24 protein-coding genes are annotated in these 26,139 nt (G+C 56.8%); 14 read left to right on the top strand and 10 right to left on the bottom strand.

Annotated elements, in window-relative coordinates; translation table 11 throughout:
* A complete protein-coding gene (gene gsiD / locus A936_RS04905) occupies positions 1-912 on the top strand; it encodes a glutathione ABC transporter permease GsiD (RefSeq protein WP_008455211.1) in 912 nt (303 codons plus the stop codon).
* 36 nt (positions 913-948) lie between these two features.
* Entirely contained in the window at positions 949-1,689 is a 741-nt protein-coding gene (locus tag A936_RS04900) for a MipA/OmpV family protein (protein WP_008455209.1), read from the top strand.
* Positions 1,690-1,789: 100 nt separating this feature from the next.
* Here the strand turns inward: A936_RS04900 and rimO are convergent, their stop codons facing one another.
* Positions 1,790-3,115 carry a 30S ribosomal protein S12 methylthiotransferase RimO gene (gene rimO, locus A936_RS04895; RefSeq protein WP_008455208.1) on the bottom strand — a complete coding sequence of 442 codons (1,326 nt, stop codon included), beginning with the start codon at positions 3,113-3,115 and terminating at the stop codon, positions 1,790-1,792.
* A 243-nt stretch (positions 3,116-3,358) separates the two neighbouring features.
* On the opposite strand from rimO, the gene A936_RS04890 reads away from it, so the two are divergent.
* A complete protein-coding gene (locus A936_RS04890; protein ID WP_008455207.1) occupies positions 3,359-3,742 on the top strand; it encodes a biofilm formation regulator BssR in 384 nt (127 codons plus the stop codon).
* 111 nt (positions 3,743-3,853) lie between these two features.
* Entirely contained in the window at positions 3,854-4,975 is a 1,122-nt protein-coding gene (locus tag A936_RS04885; RefSeq protein WP_008455206.1) for a PQQ-dependent sugar dehydrogenase, read from the top strand.
* 1 nt (position 4,976) lies between these two features.
* Here A936_RS04885 and A936_RS04880 read toward each other — a convergent pair whose 3' ends face one another.
* Positions 4,977-5,603 (bottom strand): glutathione S-transferase family protein, encoded by a 627-nt coding sequence (locus tag A936_RS04880; RefSeq protein WP_008455205.1) that lies wholly within the window; start codon positions 5,601-5,603, stop codon positions 4,977-4,979.
* A 248-nt stretch (positions 5,604-5,851) separates the two neighbouring features.
* Here A936_RS04880 and dacC point away from each other — a divergent pair, with 248 nt between their 5' ends.
* A complete protein-coding gene (gene dacC / locus A936_RS04875; protein ID WP_008455204.1) occupies positions 5,852-7,057 on the top strand; it encodes a serine-type D-Ala-D-Ala carboxypeptidase in 1,206 nt (401 codons plus the stop codon).
* A gap of 4 nt (positions 7,058-7,061) precedes the next feature.
* Here dacC and deoR read toward each other — a convergent pair whose 3' ends face one another.
* The 3 genes from deoR to A936_RS04860 form a co-directional block, all read right to left on the bottom strand.
* Entirely contained in the window at positions 7,062-7,826 is a 765-nt protein-coding gene (gene deoR, locus A936_RS04870) for a DNA-binding transcriptional repressor DeoR (RefSeq protein WP_008455203.1), read from the bottom strand.
* Between the two features lie 73 nt (positions 7,827-7,899).
* Positions 7,900-8,508: an undecaprenyl-diphosphate phosphatase gene (gene ybjG, locus A936_RS04865; protein WP_034807788.1), complete on the bottom strand. Its 609-nt coding sequence runs from the start codon at positions 8,506-8,508 to the stop codon at positions 7,900-7,902.
* Entirely contained in the window at positions 8,505-9,227 is a 723-nt protein-coding gene (locus tag A936_RS04860; protein WP_008455200.1) for a phosphatase PAP2 family protein, read from the bottom strand. The genes ybjG and A936_RS04860 overlap by 4 nt, the downstream gene beginning before the upstream one ends.
* A gap of 193 nt (positions 9,228-9,420) precedes the next feature.
* Between A936_RS04860 and A936_RS04855 the strand changes: the two genes are divergently transcribed.
* Entirely contained in the window at positions 9,421-10,653 is a 1,233-nt protein-coding gene (locus A936_RS04855; protein WP_008455199.1) for an MFS transporter, read from the top strand.
* Between the two features lie 37 nt (positions 10,654-10,690).
* Here the strand turns inward: A936_RS04855 and metG are convergent, their stop codons facing one another.
* Positions 10,691-12,727, bottom strand: a complete 2,037-nt coding sequence (metG, locus tag A936_RS04850) for a methionine--tRNA ligase (RefSeq protein ID WP_008455197.1) — start codon at positions 12,725-12,727, stop codon at positions 10,691-10,693.
* A gap of 163 nt (positions 12,728-12,890) precedes the next feature.
* On the opposite strand from metG, the gene apbC reads away from it, so the two are divergent.
* A complete protein-coding gene (gene apbC, locus A936_RS04845; protein ID WP_008455195.1) occupies positions 12,891-14,003 on the top strand; it encodes an iron-sulfur cluster carrier protein ApbC in 1,113 nt (370 codons plus the stop codon).
* Between the two features lie 84 nt (positions 14,004-14,087).
* A complete protein-coding gene (locus A936_RS04840; RefSeq protein WP_008455193.1) occupies positions 14,088-14,711 on the top strand; it encodes a glutathione S-transferase family protein in 624 nt (207 codons plus the stop codon).
* Positions 14,712-14,772: 61 nt separating this feature from the next.
* Here A936_RS04840 and A936_RS04835 read toward each other — a convergent pair whose 3' ends face one another.
* Positions 14,773-15,198 (bottom strand): GNAT family N-acetyltransferase, encoded by a 426-nt coding sequence (locus A936_RS04835; RefSeq protein ID WP_008455191.1) that lies wholly within the window; start codon positions 15,196-15,198, stop codon positions 14,773-14,775.
* Positions 15,199-15,366: 168 nt separating this feature from the next.
* Between A936_RS04835 and A936_RS04830 the strand changes: the two genes are divergently transcribed.
* A complete protein-coding gene (locus A936_RS04830; protein ID WP_008455188.1) occupies positions 15,367-15,840 on the top strand; it encodes a YehS family protein in 474 nt (157 codons plus the stop codon).
* Positions 15,841-15,908: 68 nt separating this feature from the next.
* Here the strand turns inward: A936_RS04830 and A936_RS04825 are convergent, their stop codons facing one another.
* A complete protein-coding gene (locus A936_RS04825; protein WP_008455185.1) occupies positions 15,909-16,838 on the bottom strand; it encodes a LysR family transcriptional regulator in 930 nt (309 codons plus the stop codon).
* 71 nt (positions 16,839-16,909) lie between these two features.
* Between A936_RS04825 and A936_RS04820 the strand changes: the two genes are divergently transcribed.
* From A936_RS04820 to A936_RS04810, 3 genes are all read left to right on the top strand, one after another.
* Positions 16,910-17,911, top strand: a complete 1,002-nt coding sequence (locus A936_RS04820) for an aldo/keto reductase (protein ID WP_008455183.1) — start codon at positions 16,910-16,912, stop codon at positions 17,909-17,911.
* A gap of 70 nt (positions 17,912-17,981) precedes the next feature.
* Positions 17,982-19,205: an MFS transporter gene (locus A936_RS04815; protein ID WP_008455182.1), complete on the top strand. Its 1,224-nt coding sequence runs from the start codon at positions 17,982-17,984 to the stop codon at positions 19,203-19,205.
* 10 nt (positions 19,206-19,215) lie between these two features.
* Positions 19,216-19,632: a GlcG/HbpS family heme-binding protein gene (locus A936_RS04810; RefSeq protein ID WP_008455181.1), complete on the top strand. Its 417-nt coding sequence runs from the start codon at positions 19,216-19,218 to the stop codon at positions 19,630-19,632.
* Between the two features lie 37 nt (positions 19,633-19,669).
* On the opposite strand, the gene A936_RS04805 is transcribed toward A936_RS04810, so the two are convergent.
* A complete protein-coding gene (locus tag A936_RS04805; protein WP_434082307.1) occupies positions 19,670-20,683 on the bottom strand; it encodes a LacI family DNA-binding transcriptional regulator in 1,014 nt (337 codons plus the stop codon).
* 201 nt (positions 20,684-20,884) lie between these two features.
* Between A936_RS04805 and ascF the strand changes: the two genes are divergently transcribed.
* Both ascF and A936_RS04795 read left to right on the top strand, forming a co-directional pair.
* Positions 20,885-22,342, top strand: a complete 1,458-nt coding sequence (ascF, locus tag A936_RS04800) for a PTS cellobiose/arbutin/salicin transporter subunit IIBC (protein ID WP_008455179.1) — start codon at positions 20,885-20,887, stop codon at positions 22,340-22,342.
* A gap of 12 nt (positions 22,343-22,354) precedes the next feature.
* The gene (locus A936_RS04795) at positions 22,355-23,785 is read left to right on the top strand and encodes a 6-phospho-beta-glucosidase (protein ID WP_008455178.1); all 1,431 of its coding nucleotides are present in this window, start codon (positions 22,355-22,357) and stop codon (positions 23,783-23,785) included.
* Between the two features lie 89 nt (positions 23,786-23,874).
* On the opposite strand, the gene A936_RS04790 is transcribed toward A936_RS04795, so the two are convergent.
* Positions 23,875-26,007, bottom strand: a complete 2,133-nt coding sequence (locus A936_RS04790; protein WP_008455176.1) for a TonB-dependent receptor family protein — start codon at positions 26,005-26,007, stop codon at positions 23,875-23,877.
* Positions 26,008-26,139: the final 132 nt, after the last annotated feature.

Raw genomic sequence — 26,139 nt, 5'->3', positions numbered from 1 at the left:
ATGCGACTTTTAAACTGGCGACGCCAGGCCATAGTCAACGCGATGCCCGTGGTACGTGCCGGGCAAATTCGTACCCCGTGGAGCGAGTTTCTGCGGCGTTTTCGCCAGCAGCCCGTGGCGATGACTGCCGGGCTGTTTGTGCTTTTGCTGATAGTTATTGCGCTCATAGCACCGTGGATTGCTCCCTTTGATGCGGAAAACTATTTCGATTACGACAGGCTGAACGACGGGCCGTCGATGCTGCACTGGTTTGGCGTTGATTCGCTCGGGCGGGATATTTTTAGTCGTGTGCTGGTCGGGGCGCAAATCTCGCTGGCCGCTGGCGTCTTTTCGGTGCTTATCGGCGCGCTAATCGGTACCTTCTTTGGCCTGCTGGCGGGCTATTACGAAGGGTGGTGGGACCGCATTATCATGCGAATCTGCGACGTGCTGTTCGCTTTCCCCGGTATTTTGCTGGCAATTGCGGTGGTGGCGGTGATGGGCAGCGGCATGACCAATGTGATTATTGCGGTGGCGATTTTCAGTATTCCGGCCTTTGCCCGCCTGGTGCGCGGCAACACGCTGGTGCTGAAACAGCAAACTTTTATTGAGTCTGCTCGTAGCATTGGTGCCCCGGATGCGACTATCATCTTCCGGCATATTTTGCCGGGAACCGTTTCGTCGATTGTGGTGTATTTCACGATGCGCATCGGGACCTCGATTATTTCCGCCGCAAGTCTGTCATTTCTCGGCCTGGGGGCTCAGCCACCTACGCCGGAGTGGGGCGCTATGTTGAACGAGGCGAGGGCGGATATGGTGATTGCCCCGCATGTGGCTATTTTCCCGAGTCTTGCCATCTTTTTGACCGTGCTGGCGTTCAACTTGCTGGGGGATGGACTGCGGGACGCGCTGGATCCGAAAATTAAAGGCTAAGCTGAGGCAGTAGATTCGTTGCCCTGGAGTGAAGAAATGAGAAAAATAACCGGGGCACTTCTGCTAAGCCCGTTGCTGATTGCCACTGCCTGCCCGGCGGCCAACTGGTCGCTTGGCGCGCAGGGGGGCCTGTATCAAACCCCTTACCAAACCCGGCACCAGCTTCGCTGGGCGCTGCCCTACGTCGGCTACGACGGCAAAACCTGGTACCTCGACGGCACCGAAGCGGGCTATAACTTCATCAATACCGACACGCTGCTGCTGCGCGCTAAAGTCTATTACTACGATACCCTGTATCAGGCAGATACCGGGCAGACGCCCGCGCTGCGGGGGCTGAATAATCGCCATAGCACGATGATGGGCGGCATGACGATGCAATACACCACGCCGATAGGCGCGTTCAGCGCGACAATTGCGGGCGACACGCTGGGCGTCAGCAACGGCCTAACGGCCACTACGGCCTATATTGCAATGGCGCAGTGGGGCGATTTCACGCTGGTGCCGGAAGCGGGAATGGACTTTTCGAATGCGCAAAACACGCGCTATTACTATGGCGTTTCAGAGAAAGAGTCGGCAAAAACAGGCCTTGCGGCATGGCGGCCACAGGGCAGCATAGTCCCTTACGCGCAGCTGGCAATGAACTACGCCTGGACGCCGCTCTGGAACACCTGGGCGCAGTTCACCCAGCGTTTTTATCCGAGTGCTATCAGCGACAGCCCAATGGTGAATAAAAATAACCTGCGGGAGTTAACGGTGGGGATGAGCTATACGTTTTAAGTATTTTCTCCCCTCAGCCCAAAGGGGCGAGAGAAAACAAGGACAGAGGGGGGGATTATTCCCTCTCCCTTGTGGGGAGAGGGTTAGGGTGAGGGGCAAACTAAACCACTGAACCCCACAGATCGTACTCATCCGCGTTTTCAACTTTCACACGGACAACGTCGCCTGGTTTCAGCTTGGTTTCGCCATTCAGGTAAACCGCGCCGTCGATTTCTGGGGCATCCGCCATGCTGCGGCCGATGGCGCCTTCTTCGTCCACCTCATCCACCATGACCAGAATCTCGCGGCCCACTTTTTCCTGCAGGCGCTCGGCAGAGATTTTCTGCTGCAGCTGCATAAAGCGGTTCCAGCGCTCCTCTTTCACTTCTTCCGGCACCTGGTCAGGCAGCTCGTTAGCGGTTGCGCCGTCAACCGGGCTGTATTTGAAGCAGCCCACGCGATCCAGGCGCGCTTCTTTCAGGAAGTCGAGCAGCATCTCGAAGTCTTCTTCGGTTTCACCCGGGAAGCCGACGATAAAGGTCGAGCGCAGGGTCAGATCCGGGCAGATTTCACGCCACTGCTTGATGCGCTGCAGCTGACGATCCGCAGAACCAGGGCGCTTCATCAGCTTCAGAATACGAGGGCTGGCGTGCTGTAGCGGGATGTCGAGGTACGGCAGAATCTTGCCTTCCGCCATCAGCGGGATCACATCGTCAACGTGTGGATACGGGTAAACGTAGTGCAGGCGAGTCCAGACGCCCAGCTTAGCCAACTGTTCACACAGGCTAACCATGCTGGTTTTGACCGGAGCGCCGTTCCAGAACCCGGTGCGGTGCTTAACGTCCACGCCGTAAGCGGAAGTATCCTGGGAGATCACCAGCAGCTCTTTCACGCCTGCTTCAACCAAACGTTTTGCCTCTGCCAGCACGTCGCCGATTGGGCGGCTGTCCAGATCGCCACGCATGGACGGAATAATGCAGAAGGTGCAGCGATGGTTGCAGCCTTCGGAAATTTTCAGATACGCGTAGTGACGCGGCGTCAGCTTCACGCCCTGTTCCGGCACCAGGCTCAGGAACGGGTTGTGCTGCGGTTTGGGCACGTAATGGTGAACGTGCTGCAGAACCTGCTCGTAGCTGTGTGGGCCGGTGATTTCCAGTACCTTCGGATGCACTTCGCGGATCTGATCTTCTTTTGCACCCAGGCAACCGGTGACAATCACCTTACCGTTTTCATTCAGCGCTTCGCCGATGGCCTCCAGCGATTCCTGGACGGCGCTGTCGATGAAGCCGCAGGTGTTGACGATGACCATGTCGGCGTCGTCATAGCTTGGCACCACGTCATAGCCTTCGGTGCGCAGTTCAGTCAGGATGCGTTCGGAGTCCACGAGGTTTTTCGGGCAGCCGAGGGAGACAAACCCGATACGGGGTTGTTGGGTCACATTGCTCATAGCTTAAAAAGTGTTCAATTATTAGAAAGATTAGGGCAGGGATTCTACAGAGGTTGGGCGGGAATTTGTACTGGAGAATTGCAGTTTGCGTTAGACGTGATTTATTCCGCTTCGGTTTACCCACCGCATACCCCGGCTTGCCCGATAAATAGCATCAAATGCGAAAGATATTCGGTGCGAATCCCCACCCCTTGACCATACTTACTCTGTGGGTTAATGGGTAACCCACGAGGAGGATGCGCTATGTCCGGACGTACGCTCAAACACGACCTGCTGCAAAAGCTGCAGGTCGCGAAGGGGGAGATCGCCGCCTACCTGGCGTTGAGAAAGGCCAAAGGGTACATGTCTGTCAGCGAAAGCGAACAGCTGCGGAACCGCTTGCTGGATGTCTGCCACCGGAGCCGCGATGCTGCCTTTGTGCTGCAGGCGAGCCTGGCCGACGATGAAAAAGATGATTTTCGCCATGCCGTTGAGGCGTGTTCATCCGCCGCACTTTGCCTGATGAGCGGGCGTAAAGACTGCCCGCAATACATCGCGGTTGATGCGGCAAAGCTTGAAACCAGCCTGATGCAGCTCACCCGTAGCCTGAATGCACTGGCAGAACGCGGAAAGGCCATTGAAGCCTGACCCGAGCGCGGGGAGTCTGCCAGGCTCCCCGTTCTTAATGTTATGTAAAACCAGGCAGTCGATTATCTCCGGCGGCTACCCTTAAGGAATAGCCAAAACCAGGAGATTGCCATGCCGCCGTTCCCGTCCCGCACGCTTATTGCCGCCGCGCTACTTTTCTCTGCCTCTTATGCCCTGGCTGCCAAAACCAACGTTGAAGTCCTGCAAACCAACCTGCCCCACCCGTGGGCGCTGGACTTTTTACCGGATAACCAGGGCATGTTGATTACCCTGCGTGGCGGGGAGCTGCATCTGTGGCAGCAGGGCAAGGGACTGTCCGCTCCGATAGGCGGCGTGCCCGTTGTCTGGGCCCACGGACAGGGCGGTTTGCTGGATGTTGTGCTGGCCCCGGACTTTGCCAGTAGCCGCCGCGTGTGGCTTAGCTTTGCCGAAGGCGGCAGCGACAATAAAGCCGGTACTGCCGTCGGGTATGGAACGTTAAGCCGGGATCTGAAGCGGCTGGAAAACTTTAAGGTTGTGTTCCGCCAGACGCCAAAACTCTCCACCGGCAACCATTTCGGCGGACGCATGGCGTTTGACGGGCAAGGCCATGTGTTTATCGCGCTGGGGGAAAACAACGAGCGCGCTACGGCTCAGGATCTCGATAAGCTGCAGGGTAAAGTGGTGCGGCTTAATGCCGATGGTTCCGTCCCGCAGGATAACCCGTTTATAGGCAAACCAGGCGTCCGGCCTGAAATTTGGTCTTACGGGCACCGTAACCCGCAGGGATTAGCCATTAATCCGGCCAACGGGGAGCTGTGGCTAAACGAGCACGGGCCGAAAGGTGGCGATGAAATCAATATCCCGGCAGCCGGGAAAAACTACGGCTGGCCGCTGGCGACCTGGGGCATTAATTACAGCGGGCTTAAGATCCCCGAAGCCAAAGGAGGGGAAGTTGAAGGCACCGAGCAGCCGATTCATTACTGGAAAGTCTCTCCTGCCATAAGCGGCATGGCGTTTTATTCGGCTGACACCTTCCCGCAGTGGAAAGGCAAGTTGTTTATCGGCGCACTCAAAGAAAAGAATCTGATTGAGCTAACGCTGGACGGCGACAAGGTGACGGCCGAACAGCGGCTGCTGGGGGATCGTAAAAAGCGTATTCGCGATGTGCGCGTCGGCCCGGACGGCTATCTGTATGTCCTGACCGACGAATCTGACGGCGAGCTGCTAAAAATCAGCCCGGCCGAAGGCTAAATCAGGTCAGCGGGAGCATCACAATTTTCTTGAACGCCGGGCGCTGGGTCAGTTGCTGATACCAGCGTTGAAGATTTGGCACCGCATCCCACGGAATATCAAGGTTGAGCAGGCTGTAGATTTGCGGGCCAAAGGCGAGGTCGCCCAGGCCAAAGGCTTCGCCACCCAGCCAGGGCTGTTTAGCCAGTTCCGCATCTGCAATGGCAAACAGCTTGTTGCAGGCCACAATGCTTTGCTCAATCAGCTTCCGATCGCGCGCTTCCGGCGGGGTTCTGACCAGGCTGGCGTACACCCCACGGTAGGGGCCAGCGACCGCCGTAGCGGACCAGTCCATCCATTTTTCACCTTTGGCACGTTCCGCCGGGGCATTTACCCACAGCGAATCGCGACCATATTCAGCCGCCAGGTAGCGCACGATGGTGTTGGATTCCCACAGCGTCAGCCCGTGTGCGTCGTCGTGAATGCACGGCACCAGGCCATTCGGGTTCATCGCCAGGTATTCAGCGTCGTGCGTCAGGCCAAATTTCCCGCCCGCGGGCACGGAGCGGTACGGCAGTTGCAGCTCTTCCAGACACCACAGCACTTTCTTCACATTGGTGGAGTTATCTCTGCCCCAAACGGTAATCATGGTGGTTCCTTTTTTTGCAGGTGGACATCGAGTATGCCCGGCTCCGGTCACGAAAACACCACTGTTTCTCAACCGAAGCTAAAAAAAATGGCGTGACGGCGGCAACTCGCGCAGATATCGAATAAACTTAAAAAACTTTACCAACTCTATGTTTCTTTAAGTGGATTCGTGCGTTATTACTCACACCCTGACTTTTGGGTGGCGGTGCGCACCGTGAATTTTTTAAGAATGGATACTCAGGTGGTTTTATGACGATCTTGCAAATGCCTGCAACACTACGTGGTTTAGTCGCAGGGACAACCCTGCTGCTGATGGCGGCTCCTGCGCTAAGCGCTGAGCAGACCGCAGATGCGCCCCAGGTCGATGGCAGAGCCTGGATTTTGATGGATTACGCCAGCGGGAAGGTGCTGGCGGAAGGAAATGCCGACGAAAAGCTCGATCCGGCAAGTCTGACCAAGCTGATGACCAGCTACGTGGTAGGGCAGGCGCTGAAAGCAGGCAAGATTCACCTGACGGATATGGTGACTATCGGGAAAGATGCCTGGGCCACCGGTAACCCGGTGCTGCGCGGCTCTTCGCTGATGTTCCTGAAACCCGGCGATAAAGTCTCGGTGGAAGATCTGAACAAAGGCGTCATTATTCAGTCCGGGAACGACGCCAGCATTGCGATTGCCGACTATGTGGCGGGCAGCCAGGACTCGTTTGTCAGCCTGATGAACAACTACGCGCAGAAGCTCAAGCTCACCAACACCACCTTTAAAACTGTTCACGGCCTGGATGCTCCGGGGCAGTACAGCACCGCGCGCGACATGGCGCTGCTGGGCCAGGCGCTGATCCACGACGTGCCGGACGAGTACGCGGTACACAAAGAGAAAGAGTTCACCTTTAACAATATCAAGCAGCCGAACCGCAACCGCCTGCTGTGGAGCTCCAACCTGAACGTTGACGGCATGAAAACCGGCACCACGGTGGGCGCGGGCTATAATCTTGTCGCGTCAGCAACCTCCGGCGATATGCGCCTGATTTCCGTGGTGCTGGGGACAAAAACTGACCGCATTCGCTTCAACGAGAGCGAAAAGCTGCTGACCTGGGGTTTCCGCTTCTTCGAAACCGTAACGCCAATCAAACCTGACGCGACTTTTGTGACCCAGCGTGTCTGGTTTGGCGATAAGAGCGAAGTCAATCTGGGGGCAGGCGAGGGCGGCTCGGTGACTATTCCCCGTGGCCAGCTGAAAAACCTGAAAGCCAGCTTTACCCTGAATGAACCTCAGCTAACCGCGCCGCTGAAGAAAGGCCAGGCCGTCGGTACCATCGACTTCCTGCTGAACGGCAAATCCATTGAGCAGCGCCCGCTGCTGGTGATGGAGCCGGTTGAAGAGGGCGGCTTCTTCAGCCGCATGTGGGACTTTGTGCTGATGAAGCTCCACGGCTGGTTCGGGAGCTGGTTCTCTTAAGCGTCTACCACGTTAGCGTCAGGTTTTCCGCCGCGGCATAGTCTATAAACTCCGCGGCGGGAGGCCGGTTGGTAATAATCGTATCAAACGCCGTCAGCGGCCCCATGCAGGCGGCGCGAACCTTGCCAAACTTGGTGTCATCCACCACCAGAATATTACGCTGGGCCATGCTCAGCGCCCAATGCTTCACCGCCAGCTCATTCAAATTAAAGCAGGTTGCGCCGTAGCGCAGGTGGACGCCGGCCGCGGATAAAAAGGCAATATCCGGGCAGATATTCCCCAGGCACTCCTGGAAGTTAATCGGATTGAAAATCGCATTGCTGGCGTGAAACTCGCCGCCGCTTAAAATCACCCGGCAGTTCGGCTTCTCCTGCAGCGCCAGAAAAGTGTTGAGGGAATAGCACAGGCCAGTGAAAGGCAGATCGTCGTCAAGGGCGTCAATAATGTAAGGCGTGGTGGTGCCGCAGTCGAAGAACACGGTCTGGCGCGGGCGAACACGCTGCGCGGCGAGCCTGGCGGCGTGGCGTTTCTCTTCAACCTGGCGCGTTTTTTCATCGCTAAGCAGATAGTAGCTGGCCCCGGCGCTGCGAGGCTCCAGCACCACGTATCCCCCCAGCAGAACAACCTGACCCGGTTCGCTGTTAATGTCGCGGCGGATGGTCATTTCGGAGACGCCCAACAGCTGAGCGGCTTCTTTGAGATGAATTTTATCGCTGCGCTTCAGCGCCTGTAGCAGGCGGTTAATGCGCTCTTCACGGCGGGTTTCCATAGCGGCCTCTGAACATTAAAAAGCCCCGCTAAGGCAGGGCTTTAGTTAATGCATATTACCTGTGGCGCACAGCTTAGTCACGCACCCAGCCTTTACGGATGGGGAGCGCGAAACAGTAGCGGTAAATCTGATGCAGGCGCTGGTGGATTTGCGGCCCGCGCAGGTTCCAGACAATCTGCGACAGCAGACAGGCGCTCATGCCGACCAGCAGGCCGCCGAGCATGTCCAGCGGCCAGTGCACGCCGAGATAGACGCGGGACCAGGCAATCGCGCAGCCGATCGCAAACAGCATCACGCCGGACCAGATGCGGTGCCAGCATAAAAATGCCAGGGCGAAGGTGAAGATTACCGTGCCGTGGTCGCTCGGGAAAGAATCGTCCGGCGCATGATGCAGGAAGTTGTAGCCCAGCCCGACCACAAAAGGGCGAGGGTGCGGGAACACATGACCGATGATCCACGACAACGCCACGCTAATCACCAGCGCCATGCCGGTTTTGATCACCACCTGGCGCTGGGCCGGCATTTGCTTACGCTGGCCCCACAGCCAGAGCGCGACGATCAGCAGCGGGACGATGCTGATCAGATCCCGGGCGAAGAAAATCGCCAGTTTTATCATCCACTCCGGTGATGACGGGGTGGCATTTATGAGCAAAAACAGATTCTGGTTGAGCGTTTCCATTATGACTTGTCCTGTGCTTTAACTGACCAGGTGGATATCGCGCCGTAAAGCACCACCTGGGTTAACCATACCCACCAACCTGCCCACAGGTTGTGGCTGAAAAAGTGCGCGCCGCGCATCACCTGGCCGTACCCCATTCCCAGGCCGAGAAAAACGCCAAGGCCGAGGAAAAACCACGCCAGACGCGGGCGTTCACGGTAAAACAAAAAAAACAGCGCCATAACGCCAAAGCCGCTGGAAGCATGGCCGCCGGGAAAACATCTTCCTGGCCCGCTGTCTGCCGGAGCGGGGCTGAAAAGCGGGTACGAGGCGGCATTCCCGCCGTACTCCACCAGGCTCCACGGGCAGGAGTGGTGGCTAAACCCTTTCAGGACGCCGACCGTTAATGCCCCAAGCCCGATGAGCAACGCCACTACGACCAGCCGTGGCTGACGACGCCAGAGTCCCCATAGCAGCGCGATAACCCCGCCTGCAATCACCAGGTCCTTTAACAGGCGGTGATTGAGCAAATCCAGCCGCCGATCGTTTTGCAGCGGAAAACTGTGGCTGGCGGCATCAAACCAGAACCCGGTCAGCCAGCGATCCAGCTCTTCATTCCGGGAAAGCCAGCTAAAAACGGCAGCCAGTATTATCAGGATGCAAAGCTGGAAAAGATAGAAGCGGGACGATAGTCGGTAAAGCAGTTTTGTCTTATTTACCGTTGGTTTAGGAAAACATTTCATCTTGTAGTTGGCGAAGACCGTACTGACCTTAAATGCATGGCAGCAGAATATTCATCACAGATTAAGAAATCCTTAATAGAATTGAGGTATGATGTGCGCGGCTTTACACCCCGTGCTATTTGTCAGCCGCTGACTACCGCTGGTACGGGCAATTGAATACACTCTGCGCGTTTCTTTATCTTCTGAGTTCCTAATGCAACATAATACGATAGCTAACAAAACGTTAGGCCGTCAGGCGCTGCTGTTCCCGCTCTGCCTGGTGCTCTACGAATTCTCAACTTACATCGGCAATGACATGATCCAGCCGGGCATGCTGGCCGTGGTGGATCAGTTCCAGGCGGGCGTGGAATGGGTGCCGACCTCAATGACGGCTTACCTGGCGGGCGGGATGTTCCTGCAGTGGCTGCTCGGGCCGCTGTCTGACCGTATTGGCCGCCGCCCGGTGATGCTGACCGGCGTAGTCTGGTTTATTGTCACCTGCCTTGCAACGCTGCTGGCCCAGGATATTCAGCAGTTCACCTTCCTGCGTTTCCTGCAGGGCGTCAGCCTGTGCTTTATTGGCGCGGTGGGCTACGCCGCTATTCAGGAATCGTTCGAAGAGTCGGTTTGCATCAAGATAACCGCGCTGATGGCTAACGTGGCGCTCATCGCGCCGCTGCTTGGGCCGCTGGTCGGCGCGGCGTGGATCCACGTCGCTCCGTGGGAAACGATGTTCGTGCTGTTTGCGCTGCTGGCCGCTATCTCTTTCTTTGGGCTGCACAAGGCGATGCCGGAAACCGCGACGCGTCTTGGCGAAAAGCTTTCGCTGAAAGAACTTGGGCATGACTACAAGCTGGTGCTGAAAAACCTGCGTTTTGTCTCGGGTGCGCTGGCTACGGGCTTTGTAAGCCTGCCGCTGCTGGCGTGGATTGCCCAGTCGCCGGTGATCATCATCAGCGGGGAGAATCTCAGCACTTATGAATACGGTCTGCTGCAGGTACCCATCTTTGGCGCGCTGATCCTCGGTAACGTGGTTCTGGCCAAACTGACGTCCCGGCGCAGCGTGCGCAGCCTGATCATCATGGGCGGCTGGTGGATTGTGCCGGGCCTGATTGTGGCGGCAGTGGCTACGGTGGTTTCTTCTCATGCTTATTTGTGGATGACCGCTGGCCTGAGTCTGTACGCCTTTGGCATCGGCCTGGCGAATGCGGGCCTGGTGCGCCTGACGTTGTTTGCCAGCGAGATGAGTAAAGGCACGGTGTCGGCGGCGATGGGCATGCTGCAAATGCTGATCTTTACCGTCGGTATTGAGCTGAGCAAGCACGCCTACCAGTTCGGCGGCAACGGTCTGTTCAGCCTGTTTAACCTTCTTGGCGGGGTGGTTTGGCTTGGCCTGATGGTGTTGTTCCTGAAGGATAAAACTGTTGGGCAGGCAAGAGACGCCTAATAAGAAAAAACCCCGGATTTCCGGGGTTTTTTCTCGGTTACTTAACCGCCATGCCGGGCTGAGCACCGCTGTCCGGGCTCAGCAGGAAGATATCTTTCCCGCCAGGACCTGCAGCCATCACCATCCCCTCAGACACGCCAAAGCGCATCTTACGTGGAGCGAGGTTGGCCACCATCACGGTCAGGCGACCTTCCAGCTTAGACGGATCCGGGTAAGCGGGACGAATGCCGGAGAAGACGTTGCGTTTTTCGCCGCCGAGATCCAGCGTCAGGCGTAGCAGCTTGTCGGAGCCGTCCACGAATTCTGCTTTCTCAATCAGCGCAATACGCATATCCACTTTCGCGAAGTCATCAAAGGTGATGGTCTCCTGAATCGGATCGTCAGCCAGCGGGCCGGTTACCGGCGCCGCATTCAGCGCTTTCACTTCTTCTTTAGACGCTTCCACCAGGGCTTCCACCTGTTTGGTTTCGATGCGGTTATACAGCGCCTTGAAGCTGTTTACCTTGTGGTTCAGCAGCGGCGTAGCGATGCTGTCCCAGCTCAGTTCAGCATTCAGGAAGGCTTCTGTACGCTCGGTGAGCGACGGCAGAACCGGCTTCAGGTAGGTCATTAGCACACGGAACAGGTTGATGCCCATGGAGCAAATGGCCTGCAGATCGGCATCGCGACCTTCCTGCTTAGCCACCACCCACGGAGCCTGCTCGTCCACGTAGCGGTTAGCAATGTCCGCCAGCGCCATGATTTCGCGAATAGCACGGCCGAATTCGCGGCTGTCCCACGCTTCGCCGATGCTTTCTGCCGCGTCGGTGAAGGTTTGATACAGCTCTGCATCGGCAATCTCTGCGGCCAGCACGCCGTCAAAACGCTTGGCGATAAAGCCGGCGTTACGGGACGCCAGGTTAACCACTTTGTTGACGATGTCGCTGTTCACGCGCTGCACGAAGTCTTCCAGGTTCAGGTCGATATCGTCGATGCGGGAAGAGAGCTTCGCGGTGTAGTAGTAGCGCAGGCTGTCGGCGTCAAAGTGGTTCAGCCAGGTGCTGGCTTTGATAAAGGTGCCGCGAGACTTGGACATCTTCGCGCCGTTAACCGTCACATAGCCGTGAACAAACAGGTTAGTTGGCTTGCGGAAGTTGCTGCCTTCGAGCATGGCCGGCCAGAACAGGCTGTGGAAGTACACGATGTCTTTGCCGATGAAATGATACAGCTCGGTCGTAGAATCTTTCTTCCAGTATTCGTCGAAGCTGGTGGTGTCGCCGCGCTTGTCGCACAGGTTCTTAAAGGAGCCCATGTAGCCGATTGGCGCATCCAGCCAGACGTAGAAATATTTGCCCGGTGCGTTCGGAATTTCGAAGCCGAAGTATGGTGCATCGCGGGAGATGTCCCACTGCTGCAGGCCAGATTCGAACCACTCCTGCATCTTGTTCGCCACCTGCTCCTGCAGCGCGCCGCTGCGGGTCCACGCCTGCAGCATTTCGCTGAAGGAGGGCAGGTCGAAGAAGAAGTGCTCGGAATCACGCATTTCAGGCGTCGCGCCGGACACCACGGATTTTGGATCGATAAGCTCAGTTGGGCTGTAGGTGGAGCCGCACACTTCGCAGTTATCGCCGTACTGATCCGGGGCTTTACATTTCGGGCAGGTGCCTTTGACAAAACGGTCCGGCAGGAACATGCCTTTTTCCGGATCGTAGAGCTGAGAGATAGTGCGGTTTTTAATAAAACCGTTCTCTTTCAGGCGGCCATAAATCAGCTCCGACAGCTCGCGGTTTTCGTCGCTGTGGGTGGAGTGATAGTTATCATAGCTGATGTTAAAGCCTGCAAAATCAGTCTGATGCTCCTGACTCATTTCGGTAATCATCTGCTCTGGGGTGATACCCAGCTGCTGCGCTTTCAGCATGATAGGCGTGCCGTGGGCGTCGTCTGCGCAGATGAAGTTAACCTCGTTGCCGCGCATTCGTTGGTAACGGACCCAGACATCAGCCTGAATATGCTCCAGCATGTGACCGAGGTGGATTGAGCCGTTTGCGTACGGCAGGGCGCACGTTACCAATATTTTCTTCGCGGGTTGAGTCATAGTGGGAATTGCATCTTCTGATTTTAAAAAAGGGGACTTGATATTACCGGATTGGCAATTGTTTAGTAACCCCAAAGCCCGCAATAACCGTATATGAATCGGTGGTGTGGTTTCTGGTATGCTTAGCGGATTGCAATGTCCGATAAAAACATAAGGAGTCGGGATGAATTCGCAATCCCCGTCCAGCAAGTCCCCGGAACAGCTACGCGCGATGGTTGCCGGGACCCTGGCTAATTTTCAGCACCCTACCTTGAAACACAACCTCACCGCGCTGAAAGCGCTGCACCATGTCGCCATGCTTGACGACACGCTGCACGTTGAGCTGCAGATGCCGTTCGCCTGGCAAAGCGGATTTGACGCCCTGAAAGAGACCTGCAGTTCAGACCTGCTGCGGATCACCGGCGCGAAAGCAGTAGACTGGAAGCTAGGCCATCACATCGCCACGCTGAAGCGAGTGAAAAACCAGCCTGGCATTAACGGCGTTAAAAATATTATTGCCGTCAGCTCCGGCAAAGGCGGGGTGGGGAAATCAACCACCGCGGTAAACATGGCGCTGGCGCTGGCGGCCGAAGGGGCCAAAGTCGGCATTCTGGATGCCGATATTTACGGCCCGTCGATCCCAACCATGCTGGGTGCCGAACACGAGCGCCCAACCTCCCCGGACGGCAAGCACATGGCGCCGATCGTGGCGCACGGCCTGGCAACCAACTCGATCGGTTACCTCGTCACCGACGAAAATGCCATGGTGTGGCGCGGCCCGATGGCCAGCAAAGCGCTGATGCAAATGCTGCAGGAAACCCTGTGGCCGGATCTGGATTACCTGGTGATCGATATGCCGCCGGGCACCGGTGACATTCAGCTGACGCTGGCGCAAAACATTCCGGTTACCGGGGCGATGGTCGTGACCACGCCGCAGGACATCGCGCTGATCGACGCCCGTAAAGGGATCGTGATGTTCGAGAAAGTTGAGGTGCCGGTGGTAGGTATTGTCGAGAATATGAGTATTCATATCTGCAGTAACTGCGGTCACCAGGAGCCGATTTTCGGCACCGGCGGCGCGGAGAAGCTGGCGCAGCAGTATCACACCACGCTGCTGGGGCAGTTGCCGCTGCACATTACCCTGCGTGAAGACCTCGACGCCGGTAAGCCGACGGTCATTAATCGCCCGGAAAGCGACATCACTACGCTGTACCGCGACCTGGCGGGGTGCGTGGCGGCTCAGCTCTACTGGAACGGAGACGTAATCCCTAGCGAGATCGCCTTCAGAGCGGTGTAAAACGAGACGCCTCTCCCGTCATGGAGAGGCGTTTTTGTTTGCAAAAGTGAAACACCACGTTGTTGTGATTGAGGTTTGCAGGCGATGATAAGAATACTGGGTAAACGCTCATCAATTAACGTACGCAAAGTGCTGTGGACCTGCGAAGAGTCGGGGCTGGAATACCAGCAGGAAGATTATGGGAGCGGGTTCCGGTCGATTCAGTCTGCGGATTTCCTTGCCCTCAATCCCAATAGCCTGGTGCCGGTACTGCTGGATGACGATTTTGTACTGTGGGAGTCGAACAGCATCTGCCGTTATCTGGCGCGCAAAGCGGGGCGGGAAGATCTGCTACCTTCCACACCGCAAGGGGCGGCGGGCGTCGAGCGCTGGATGGACTGGCAGGCAACGGAGTTTAACACGGCCTGGCGCTATGCGTTCATGGCTCTGGTACGTAAGGATCCACGTTTTCAGGATGCGAATCAGATTCAGGAAAGCATTTCTGCCTGGACAGGTTGTGTGCAAATTCTCGATGAGCAACTTCAGAAAACCGGAGCATGGGTAACCGGCAGCCAGTTTACCCTCGCGGATATTGTCCTTGGCCTGTCGGTTAATCGCTGGAAGATGACGCCGTTCGCTCATCCTCTGATGGCGGAAATTGAGCGCTGGTATACCGCACTGAACCAGCGCCCGGCCTTTCGGCGTCATGGTAACAATGGCGTAGCGTAAGTAAAATTAGCCACGCTACCCTTTTCCTTTATTCTCTATTCAGTTACTGTCGGTGGGAGGACTACCTCAACACAAAATGCATCAAATAGTATTCACCGTCCGGCCCCTCTCCCGGCGCCTCAATATGCCAGCCGTTACGCCGATAAAACTCAATCGCGTGTTCATTTCTCGCCAGGCACTTTAGCGAACCCGTTGCGGTAAATTCACTCTGCACTTTCTTCAGCAGCGCCTTTCCCGCGCCCGTTCCCTGATGTTCCGGGCTGACGAACAGGTTATGCAGGAAGTTATCCTGCACCCAGACGGAAGCGAAGCCGATGCGGTGGCCGTTATCTTCGGCTACCCAGATGCGTTCATCTTGAGTGGCGCTGTCAAAGTCTTCGAGCTGCCAGGCGCTGCCGTCGAGCCAGGGCCAGGCTTTGCGGCGGGCGTGAAGGTAAAGGGTGCGTAAGAAGGGACGATCGGATTCTTGCCAAAGTCGTAGGATCAAATGATTGCCTTTTAGGATGAAAGTTAGCCCATTGAGTCTACCCTTAAGCCTGAAGAGTGCCAATTCACCGCCGGTAAATTTAGCTCCGGCGGACAAATCCGCGCGGTTTTTGTTACAACGCGTTCGCTTCTCTATATACTGCCCGCTTTTGAGCCCTGAGATTGCCCCATGTTGAATAATGACGTACTGCTTAGCGTTCGCTACATGCTGAACCTGAATAACGATGGAATCGTTAAGATCCTTGCCCTGACCGGCACCGACGTCCCTGCGGAACAGATCGTTCCGTGGTTAAAGAAAGAAGACGAAGAAGGCTTTAAAGCCTGCCCGGATCTGATCATGGCGAACTTTCTTAACGGTTTGATCTACTTCAAACGCGGCAAAGACGAAAGCAAGCCGGAGCCGAAGCTTGAGCGTCGGATGACCAACAACATTATTCTGAAAAAGCTGCGTATCGCCTTTGAGCTGAAGTCTGACGACGTGCTGGAGATCCTGACCGCCCAGCAGTTCCGCATTTCTATGCCGGAAATTACCGCCATGATGCGTAACCCGGATCATAAAAACTACCGCGAGTGCGGCGATCAGTTCCTGCGCTACTTCCTGCGTGGTCTGACTCAGCGCCTGAAGCCTGCGAAAGCGGAATAAGACGTTGGGCGGGTGAGCGCCTCTCACCCGCTTCATAACTAGTTGTTGTTTCTTCTACCCGAGAAAAATCAGTACAGCGTGGCCTCCCGCATCATCTCGATAAGCCGGCGTAGGCCGGGATGGAGCTGCCTGCGGCTGGGGTAATACATCACCATTGGTTCATCTTCACACACCCACTCCGGAATAACCTGCACCAGCTGCCCGCTCTCCAGCAGCGGCCGCACTCGCACATCCAGGCAATACGCCAGCCCGAAGCCGTTCAGGGCGGTATCAATGATCATTTCGCTTTCATTGAGGATCAGCGAGCCGGGTACATCCAGCGCCAGCGCCTCTTTGCCCCGGTTAAGCTCCCATTTATACAGCGTGCCGTTGCCGAGCCGCATCCGGATGCACTGGTGCTGAAAGAGATCGTCCGGGTGGTTCAGTGGGAGGTGCGCGGTAGAGGTTAAATACTGCGGCGAGGCCACCACAATCCACCTAAGCTTGCGCGTCACGGGCATCGCAATCATGTCTTTAGGGACGCTCTCCCCGTAGCGAATCCCGGCGTCGTAGCCGCTGCCGATAATATCAACCAGCGTGTTATCGACGGTAATCTCCATCTGCAGCCGGGGGTACATCGCCATAAATTTTGCCAGTACGGGCGCAAACAGCAGCTGGGCGGCGTCTCGCGGGATATTGATCCGCAGCCGTCCGACCGGGGATTCGCGGTAATGATCCAGCTCATCAAGCGCCATACGGATATGGGAAAACCCCGTTTCCAGATGCCCAAGCAGCGCTTCACCGGCGTCGGTAGGCACAACGGAGCGGCTGGTGCGGTTGAGCAGGCGCACCCCAAGTCGCTCCTCCAGACCGCGCATCGTGTGGCTTAGCGCGGAGGTAGACACGCCCAGCTCAGAGGCGGCGAGGCGGAAGCTTTTCCGGCGGCAGATGGTCAAAAAAACGTTGAGATCGGCGAGTTCACCACGGACCGGAACCGGCATAAAAGGGGCCTCTGTCATCAAGGGTTCGTTGAAATTAATTCAACTTAACATGAGTTACAATTGGTTCACAGAACAGACAGGGGTAAATCATGGCAATCGAAACAATTCACATCGCGGGCATCGCTGAGCCCGTCAGCCGTATCGGCCTGGGCACGTGGGCCATTGGCGGCAGCATGTGGGGCGGCAGCCACGACGGGCAGTCGATAGCGACGCTGCACGAGGCGCTGGAGCGCGGCATCAACCTTATTGATACCGCGCCGGTGTACGGCTTTGGGCATTCCGAAGAGGTAGTGGGCAAAGCGCTGGTGGGCCGACGGGACAAGGCGATTATTGCCACCAAAGTGGCGCTGGACTGGGACGACGCCGGGCGGGTGACGCGTAATTCCACGCCGCAGCGCATTCGTCAGGAAATTGAAGACTCGCTTCGCCGCCTGCAAACGGATTATATCGACCTGTACCAGGTACACTGGCCGGACGATTTAGTGGCGATAGACGAAACCGCGCGTGTGCTGGAAACGCTGCATCAGCAGGGGAAATTCCGCGCCCTCGGCGTCAGCAACTATTCCCCAGCGCAAATGGACAGATTCCGCAGCGCCGCGCCGCTGGCAACCATGCAGCCACCGCTCAACCTGTTTGAACGCGGCGCGACAGAAACGGACCTTCTGCCCTATGCGAAATACCATCAGATGGTGGTGCTGGCCTACGGCGCGATTTGCCGGGGCTTGCTGTCCGGCCGCATGACGCCGGAAACCGCGTTTGGCGAAGGCGACCTGCGCAGCTTTGATCCGAAATTCCAGCCGCCGCGCTTTGCGCAGTATCTGGCCGCAGTCGAAGCATTGAAAGCGTTTGCTGCAGAGCGCTACGGCAAGAGCGTGATGGCCCTGGCACTGCGCTGGGTGCTGGATGCCGGCCCAACCATTGCGCTGTGGGGCGCTCGTCGTCCTGAACAGCTCAACGGGGTGGAAGACGTGTCCGGCTGGACGTTGACCGCCGAAGACAAATGCGATATTGATCACATTTTAGCCAGGTATATTAGCACCCCGCTGGGGGCCGAATTTATGGCACCTCCGCACCGGAAAACATCGCTTTAGTTCTCTCCCGCGTCCCGCTGAATCGCGCCGGGGCGTATTTTGTTGTTCACCTGTACAAGTCAAAAAAACTATGTCATCACTGAATGAACAAACCCTGGAACAGGGGGCCGAGACGGTTTCCCTGTCGCGAGCGGGGCTGCTAAAAGCGCTGTTCGCGCTCGGCATGGGCGGCTTCGCCATCGGTACCGGCGAATTCGTCATCATGGGACTGCTACCCGATGCCGCAAACGGACTGCACGTTTCTATTCCTTCTGCAGGCCACCTGATCAGCATTTATGCGCTGGGCGTGGTGGTTGGCGCTCCGCTGCTGGCGGTGCTGGGTGCCCGCATGGCGAGGCGTGACTTTCTGATTGCCCTGATGGCGATGTTTGCCGTTGGCAACCTGTTGAGCGCTTTTGCACCAGGCTATTACTCCATGATGCTGGCGCGCTTCCTGGCCGGTTTCCCGCACGGCACGTTCTTTGGCGTCGCGGCTTTGCTGGCGGCAAGCCTTGTGGAGCGTTCGAAGCGGGCGCAGGCGGTGTCGATGGTGCTGCTCGGCCTGACGATAGCCAACTTACTGGGCGTGCCCGCCGTGGCGGCCATTGGGCAGCTATTCGGCTGGCGCAGCGCGTTTGCTATCGTGGGCGGGCTTGCCGTGCTGACGCTGATTCTGGTGTGGATCTGGGTACCGTGGCATGCCGGGGATAAAGACGCCAGCCCTCTGCGTGAGCTGACCGCATTGACCCGCAAGCAGGTGCTGCTGACGCTGGCTATCGGCGCGATTGGCAGCGGCGGAATGTTCTCCGTCTTCAGCTACGTTAAGCCAACGATGCTGGAGCTGGCGCACCAGTCGGTAGGCATGATCCCGGTGATCCTGTCGATGTTCGGCCTGGGCATGATTGTCGGCAATATCGTCGGCGGCCGTCTGGCGGATCGCGGGCTGGAGAAAACCATTCGCCTGCTGCTGATTTGGGCGATTCTGGTGCTCAGCGCTTACGTTTACACCTCGCACTATCCGTGGCTGGGCGCGGTCACCGTGATGCTGGTGGGCACAATGGTGTCGCTTTCTTCGGTGCTGCAAATTCGCCTGATGGACGTGGCCGGTGACGCGCAAACTATGGCGGCGGCGATGAACCACTCGGCGTTCAACATTGCCAACGCGTTAGGCGCCTGGCTTGGTGGGGTGACCATTTCCGCAGGCTTTGGCTGGGAGTCCACCGGCTGGGTCGGGGCAATTCTGGCGGTCTTTGGCCTGCTGATCCACACCTGGGCGGTTATTGACGCCAAAAAACATCCGCCGTTAGCACATTGAGGTTTTCATCATGACAGTCAGTTTAGTGCTTGCAGAAGCGCTGATCGCCGGCGTCAAAACGGCGGTGGAGGCCCACCGCTTTCCTCCGGTTTCCGTGGTGGTGTTGGACAGCGGCGGCCACCTGACGGCCTTTGCCCGCATGGACGGGACATTCCTGGCCACCATTGATATCGCCATTCGCAAAGCGCGTACGGCGGTGCTGTTCCAGGCCAATAGCGAAGATGTCGGCGCTAATTTGCACCCGAACGGCCCGGCGTATTCGCTGGAGAACAGCAACGGTGGGCTGGTGGGCATTGACGGCGGTATCCCGCTGCGCAACGCGGAGGGCGCGGTTATTGGCGCGATTGGCGTGTCGGGGGCCACGAAAGAGCAGGATGGGCAAATTGCTGCTTTTGCCGTAGAAGCGGTGTTTGGTAGCCGAGCTTAATGACAGAAAAGGAGCGAATTTCGCTCCTTTTTTTACCTTATTTTGGCTGAAAATACGGTCCTTTCGTCACAGAATCGCGCACGATCATCTCAGAACTGTACAAGTTATCCCGTGAGAAATAGCCGCCGTCCAGCATCGCCGTCAGGCGGTTAATCACTTCATGGATCATCTCGCTCACCGGCTCTTTCACGCTCGACAGCGGCGGGGTGAGAAAAGCCCCGGTCGGGACATTATCAAAGCCAATAACCGACACATCGCGCGGCACCGACAGTCCCGACTGGCCGAGCCTGCTGATAGCGCCGATAGCCATGTCATCGTTGCTGGCGACCAGGGCGCTAAAATCTAGTTTCGCTGAGAGCAGCGTTTCTACCGCCGCCGACCCGCTGGCAGGCGTCCATTTTCCGGTGGCGATAAGCTCGTCCCGGACCGGCAGCCCGGCCTGCTCCAGCGCTTCGCGGTAGCCAGACAGACGCTCTCTCGCCGTGGGGGAGTCGAGGACGCCGGTGATAAAGGCGATATCCCGATGGCCCTGGTCAATCAGGTAGCGCGTGGCCTTGAAGCTGGAGCCTTTGTGATCGCAGCAAATGCAGTGGCTCTGGTGTTTACGCAGCTTGCGGTTCATCACCATGATCGGCTGCTTATGCTGCTCAATCAGCGCATCCATCTCATCCACGCTTAAAAAACGCGGGTAAATGATCACCGCGTCGCAGTGCAAATCGAGCAGAAACTGCACGGCAGCCTGCTCTTCCTGAGCGCTGTGTTTGCCGTCGACCAAAATTAGCTGCCGCCCGCTGGCTTCGAGCTTCAGCGCAGCCTGGGAAAGCAGTTCGCTAAAATAGTTCCCGCTGTACAACGTGTTGGTCACCACCAGGCCGATGTAGCCTGATTTGCTGGTCGCCAGATTGCGTGCCAGCAGATTAGGGCGATATCCCGTTTCCTGAATGGCCTGGTACACCTGCGTTTTAGTGGCCTCGCTCACGTAGCCCTTGCCCGACAACACTCGCGAAACGGTCGCCTTTGATACGCCTGCTTTTTTCGCCACTTCTTGCATCGTCGACATAAAGGCTTCTCGTAAGTTCGTCATTTCTGACCATTTTACACTTTTCGCGGCCAGGACGCAGCGCAGCCTGTATTTCGATGTAAATCACAAAAATCGATCTCAATAAAAATAATCATTGTGATCTGATTTTCAACTACACATGATTGTGTGGAACCGGTTACCTACAAAATCATAACAAGAGAGTTTCACCTCATGGCTAACAAGTACGAGGCAGTATCCCGACAGATTGTTGAGGCTTTAGGCGGCGCGGAAAACGTGGTGGCGGTAACCCATTGCATGACGCGGCTGCGCTTTGTATTACAGGACGATGCAAGGGTGGACAGTGCCCGGCTGAAGGCCATTTCCGGCGTGCTTGGCGTGGTGAAAAACGACCAGCAATGTCAGGTCATTATCGGTAACACGGTGTCTCAGGCCTACGCTGAAGTGCTGAAATATCTCCCCGAAGGGGCTGGCGACAGGCCGCAGGCGGCAAAGGGCAAACTGACCCTGAAACGCATCGGCGCGGGCATCCTGGATGCGCTGATTGGCACCATGTCGCCGCTTATCCCGGCGATTATCGGCGGCTCGATGGTGAAGCTGCTGGCGATGATCCTCGCGATGACCGGGGTATTTGAAACGACCTCCTCGACGCTTACCATTCTTAACCTCATCGGCGACGGCGCTTTCTTCTTCCTGCCGGTGATGGTGGCGGCTTCTGCCGCCGTGAAATTTAAAACCAACATGTCGCTGGCGATTGCTATCGCCGGGGTGCTGGTACATCCGGCCTTTATTGACCTGATGGCGAAGGCGGCCCAGGGGCAGTCGGTTGATTTTATGGGCATACCCGTCACCGCCGTGAAATACACCTACACCGTGATCCCCGCGCTGGTGATGACCTGGCTGCTGTCGTACATCGAAAAAGGCGTGGATCGCATTACGCCAGCGGTGACCAAAAACTTCCTCAAGCCGATGCTGATTGTGCTGGTTTCCGCGCCGATAGCGATTTTACTGATTGGGCCGTTAGGTATCTTGATTGGCAGCGGGATCTCCTCGCTGGTGTACACCGTTCACGGTTATCTGGGCTGGCTTTCCGTCGCCATCATGGGGGCTATCTGGCCGCTGCTGGTGATGACCGGCATGCACCGCGTGTTTACGCCAACGATTATCCAGACCATCGCCGAAACAGGCAAAGAAGGCATGGTTATGCCGTCGGAAATTGGCGCTAACCTGTCCCTCGGCGGGTCGTCTTTGGCCGTCGCCTGGCGAACGAAAAACCCTGAACTGCGTCAGACGGCGCTTGCTGCCGCAGCCTCAGCAATCGTGGCTGGCATTTCAGAGCCTGCGCTTTACGGCGTCGCGGTGCGGCTGAAACGCCCGCTGGTTGCCTGCCTTATCAGCGGTTATATTTGCGGTGCCGTCGCCGGTATTGGCGGGCTCGCCAGCCATTCCATGGCTTCACCGGGGCTGTTCACCAGCGTGCAGTTCTTCGATCCTGCCAACCCGATGAGCATCGTTTGGGTGGGGGCGGTGATGATTCTGGCCGTGGTGCTGTCGTTTATTACTACGCTTATTCTCGGCTTTGACGATATTCCCGTCGAGGAGCCGAAAGCCAAAGAGCAGGGCAGCAGCACGGCGTTTGTACGACCAGATAATGCAGTAAAAACACTTTAAGCAGAGGTAAGCATGGCTGAGACAGTTTTTCCAAAAGGATTTTTGTGGGGCGGCGCTATCGCGGCTAATCAGGCTGAGGGCGCGTACCAGGCCGGCGGCAAGGGGTTAAGCACCGTCGATATGATCCCCCATGGCGACAACCGCCTTGGGGTAAAGCTCGGGGTGGAAAAGCGGTTTGCGCTGCGCGACGATGAATTTTATCCGAGCCACGAGGCCATAGATTTTTACCATCGCTATAAAGACGACATCGCACTGCTGGCAGAAATGGGCTTCACCGTTTTCCGAACCTCCATTGCGTGGAGCCGACTATTTCCCAAAGGGGATGAAACGACGCCGAACCCGGAAGGGATCGCGTTCTACCGCGACCTGTTTGCCGAGTGCAAGAAATACAACATCGAACCGCTGGTGACGCTGTGTCACTTCGATGTGCCGATGCACCTGGTGCAGGAATACGGCTCATGGCGCAACCGTAAAATGGTGAAGTTTTTCAGCCGCTATGCGCGCACCTGCTTTGAGGCGTTCGACGGCCTGGTGAAATACTGGCTTACCTTCAATGAAATCAACATCATGTTGCACAGCCCGTTCTCTGGCGCGGGGCTGGTCTTTGAAGCAGGCGATAACAAAGAGCAGGTGATGTACCAGGCCGCGCACCACGAGCTGGTGGCCAGCGCGCTGGTCACTAAAATCGCCCATGAAGTTAACCCGGTAAATCAGGTTGGCTGCATGCTGGCGGGGGGGAACTTCTACCCGTACAGCTGCAAGCCGGAGGACGTTTGGGCGGCGCTCGAGAAAGACCGCGAAAATCTGTTTTTTATTGACGTGCAGGCGCGCGGCGCTTATCCCGCTTACGCGGGACGAATGTTCCGTGAGAAAGGGATTAAGATTGTCACCGAGCCTGGCGACGACGAGATCCTGAAGAACACCGTCGATTTTGTCTCCTTCAGCTATTACGCCTCGCGCTGCGCTTCGGCAGACATGAACGAGGGGAATACCAACCCGGCTAACATCATTAAATCGCTCAAGAACCCGCACATTACTTTCAGCCAGTGGGGTTGGGGCATCGACCCGCTCGGCCTGCGCATCACCATGAACATGATGTACGACCGCTACCAGAAACCGCTGTTCCTGGTAGAGAACGGGCTGGGCGCGAAGGACGAGGTGAATGCCGACGGGGAAATCAATGATGAGTACCGCATCAGCTATCTGCGGGAACACATTAAAGCTATGGGTGAGGCAATTGAGGACGGTATTCCGGTCATGGGCTACACCTCGTGGGGCTGCATTGACCTGGTGTCAGCGTCAACCGGCGAGATGAGCAAACGCTACGGCTTTGTGTATGTCGATCGTGATGATGAAGGGCAGGGAACGCTGGCGCGCACGCCGAAGAAGTCGTTCTACTGGTATAAGAAGGTGATTGCCAGTAACGGCGGGGATCTGGCGTAATTTTCCCCTCTCTCTCCCCAGAAGGCAGGGGAGAAATACCGTTTTATCCCCTCTCCCTTTTAGGGAGAGGGTTAGGGTGAGGGTCGTTATCAGAACGCCATCGAAGCCTGTACGAAGTAGGTACGCGGCTCGCCTACGTATTTCCCGGAGTTATTGTCATTCGAACGCGTGTAATAACGCTGATCGAACAGGTTTTTAATCCCGGCACCCAGCTTCAGGTGAGACAGCGACGGCCCAAAGTCGTACTCGCCGCGCATATTCCACACCATATAGCCTGCGATATTACCAAACTGCCCGTCCGCGCTTTCGTCGGTGATGTAGTTCGGCCCGGTACCCGGAGAGCTCTGTTTAGACTGTGCAAAACTGTCCAGATTCCATACCCAGTTACCGGTCGCGTAGCGGGTGCCCACGGTGTACACCTGGCGAGAGTAGAACGGCAGATCTTTCCCGGCGAAGTCCCCTTTGTCACTGGTGGCTTTGGTGTAGGTGTACGTGGTGTAAACGCTCACGCCGTCCAGTGCGCGGTCGACTTCGCTTAGATCGTAATTTAGCGCCAGTTCAAGGCCCTGGTGTTTGGTTGCACCGAGGTTCGTCCAGCCCACAATGTTGTTGATGTACTGCAGCTGATCGTCGAAGTCGATGTAGAACAGCGTCGCTTCAGCCTTCAGCGCGGTGTCGTCATAACGGGTACCGAACTCATAGGTATGCGCTTTTTCCGGGGTCAGGCCGGCTGCCGGCTGATTGCCGCTGCCGCCGCGGGTCAGCTGGAAGTACTGCATACTGCCGAAGGAGGTGCTGGCGTTGGCGAACAGTTTCCAGGCATCAGACATATGGTACATCACGCTGATAGAAGGCAGCGGCTGGCTGTAGGTCTTCTCGCGATCGATGTTCTGGAAGGAGTCGCTGGTGTGCGTTTTGATGCTTTCATAGCGCAGACCCGGCGTAATCGTCCAGTCGCTGACGTTGATGGCATCATCAATATAGAAAGCGTTCGCTGCAGTACCGCCCGAGCTGTGCTGGTAGTACTCGGTCATGTCCGGTTTGGTGAAGGTTGTCGCAGGATCATACGCTTTTGGCGTGCGGTAACCTTTCTCGTCCGACGTTTCGTTCAGGTAGCGGTAGCCCAGGGTGACTTCATGAGACATATCCCAGAAGCGGAACAGCTGAGAATAGGTTGGCTCAATCGCCCAGGTGGAGTAGTTGCGAGGCGCTGAGTTCAGGGTACGTTTGTTGCCCTTGAAATACTCCAGATCGCTGCTGCGGTAGCTGTCGGTAAAGTAGGTCAGGACTTCCAGCTTTTTATCGTCTTCTGTGTGCTTATATTTGAAGGACATATCCTTGCGGCGGCCTTCAAAGCTGTCCCAGCGGCGGTCCGACTGGAACGGATCTTTTGCATACTGTGCGGTCGTCAGGCCGCCTGGCATACCTGACTGTGCTTCGTAATAGTGGAAGTTAGCCTGCAGCTCATCGCGATCGGTGAAGTTGTACTTGGTCTTCAGCATGAAATCGTCGATGTCGGTATTGTCGTTGCTTTCACGGTAGCCCTGGCCGTGCAGGCCGGAGTAGAGCAGTTCTGCACCAAAGCCGTTATCCGCCGTGCCGCCCACGGACGCGCTGGTCAGCGTTTTCAGGCCACCGTGGCTGGCGCCCTGGGTCTGCGCGCTGACGGTGCCGCCAAACTCTTTCGGAATGTCGCGAGTAACAAAGTTAATCACGCCGCCAACGTTTTGCGGCCCATAACGCACTGCGCCGCCGCCTCGAACCACGTCCACGGACTGAATGTTGCCCATGCCCAGCGGCGCCATGGAAAGCTGTGGCTGGCCGTAAGGGGCAACCGCGAGCGGCACGCCGTCCATCAGGATGGTTGAACGTGGGGACAGGCGAGAAGTCAGGCCGCGCACGCCAACGTTAAGGGAAATGTCGCTGCCGCCGGTGCCGTTGCTGTCACGCACCTGCACGCCCGGAATGCCTTTTAGCGCATCGGCTAGCGTCTCTGAACCTTGCTCACGAAGCTGCTGATCTGTAACGATCGAGCGTGCGCCGGGGTGGTTAAGCAGCACGGTGCTGGTGTCTGGGTTATCGAGCCAGTTGCCGACGACGGTAATGTCGTCAGCTTTTTTATCTGCGGGGGCTTTATCTGTTTGTGTGTTATCAGCGGCGAGCGCTGGCAGCGCAAATGCTATCGCGCTTGCCAGGAGAGAGACACGAAAAAGGGGGCGCATCATCATTCCTATAGAATTATGGGTTTGTCGTTATGAGTTTTTTTGGAAATGACAATCTTAATGATAATTATTTTCAAGTAAATAGTTTTGTTGCGGAATAATTCGGGATAAGGCGAAAAGTAAGCAAAAAAA

The sequence above is a fragment of the Enterobacter sp. Ag1 genome, from assembly GCA_000277545.1.
GTDB lineage: Bacteria > Pseudomonadota > Gammaproteobacteria > Enterobacterales > Enterobacteriaceae > Cedecea.
The sequence above is the reverse complement of the archived record's forward strand: the minus strand, read 5'-3'. Positions and strand labels throughout refer to the sequence as shown.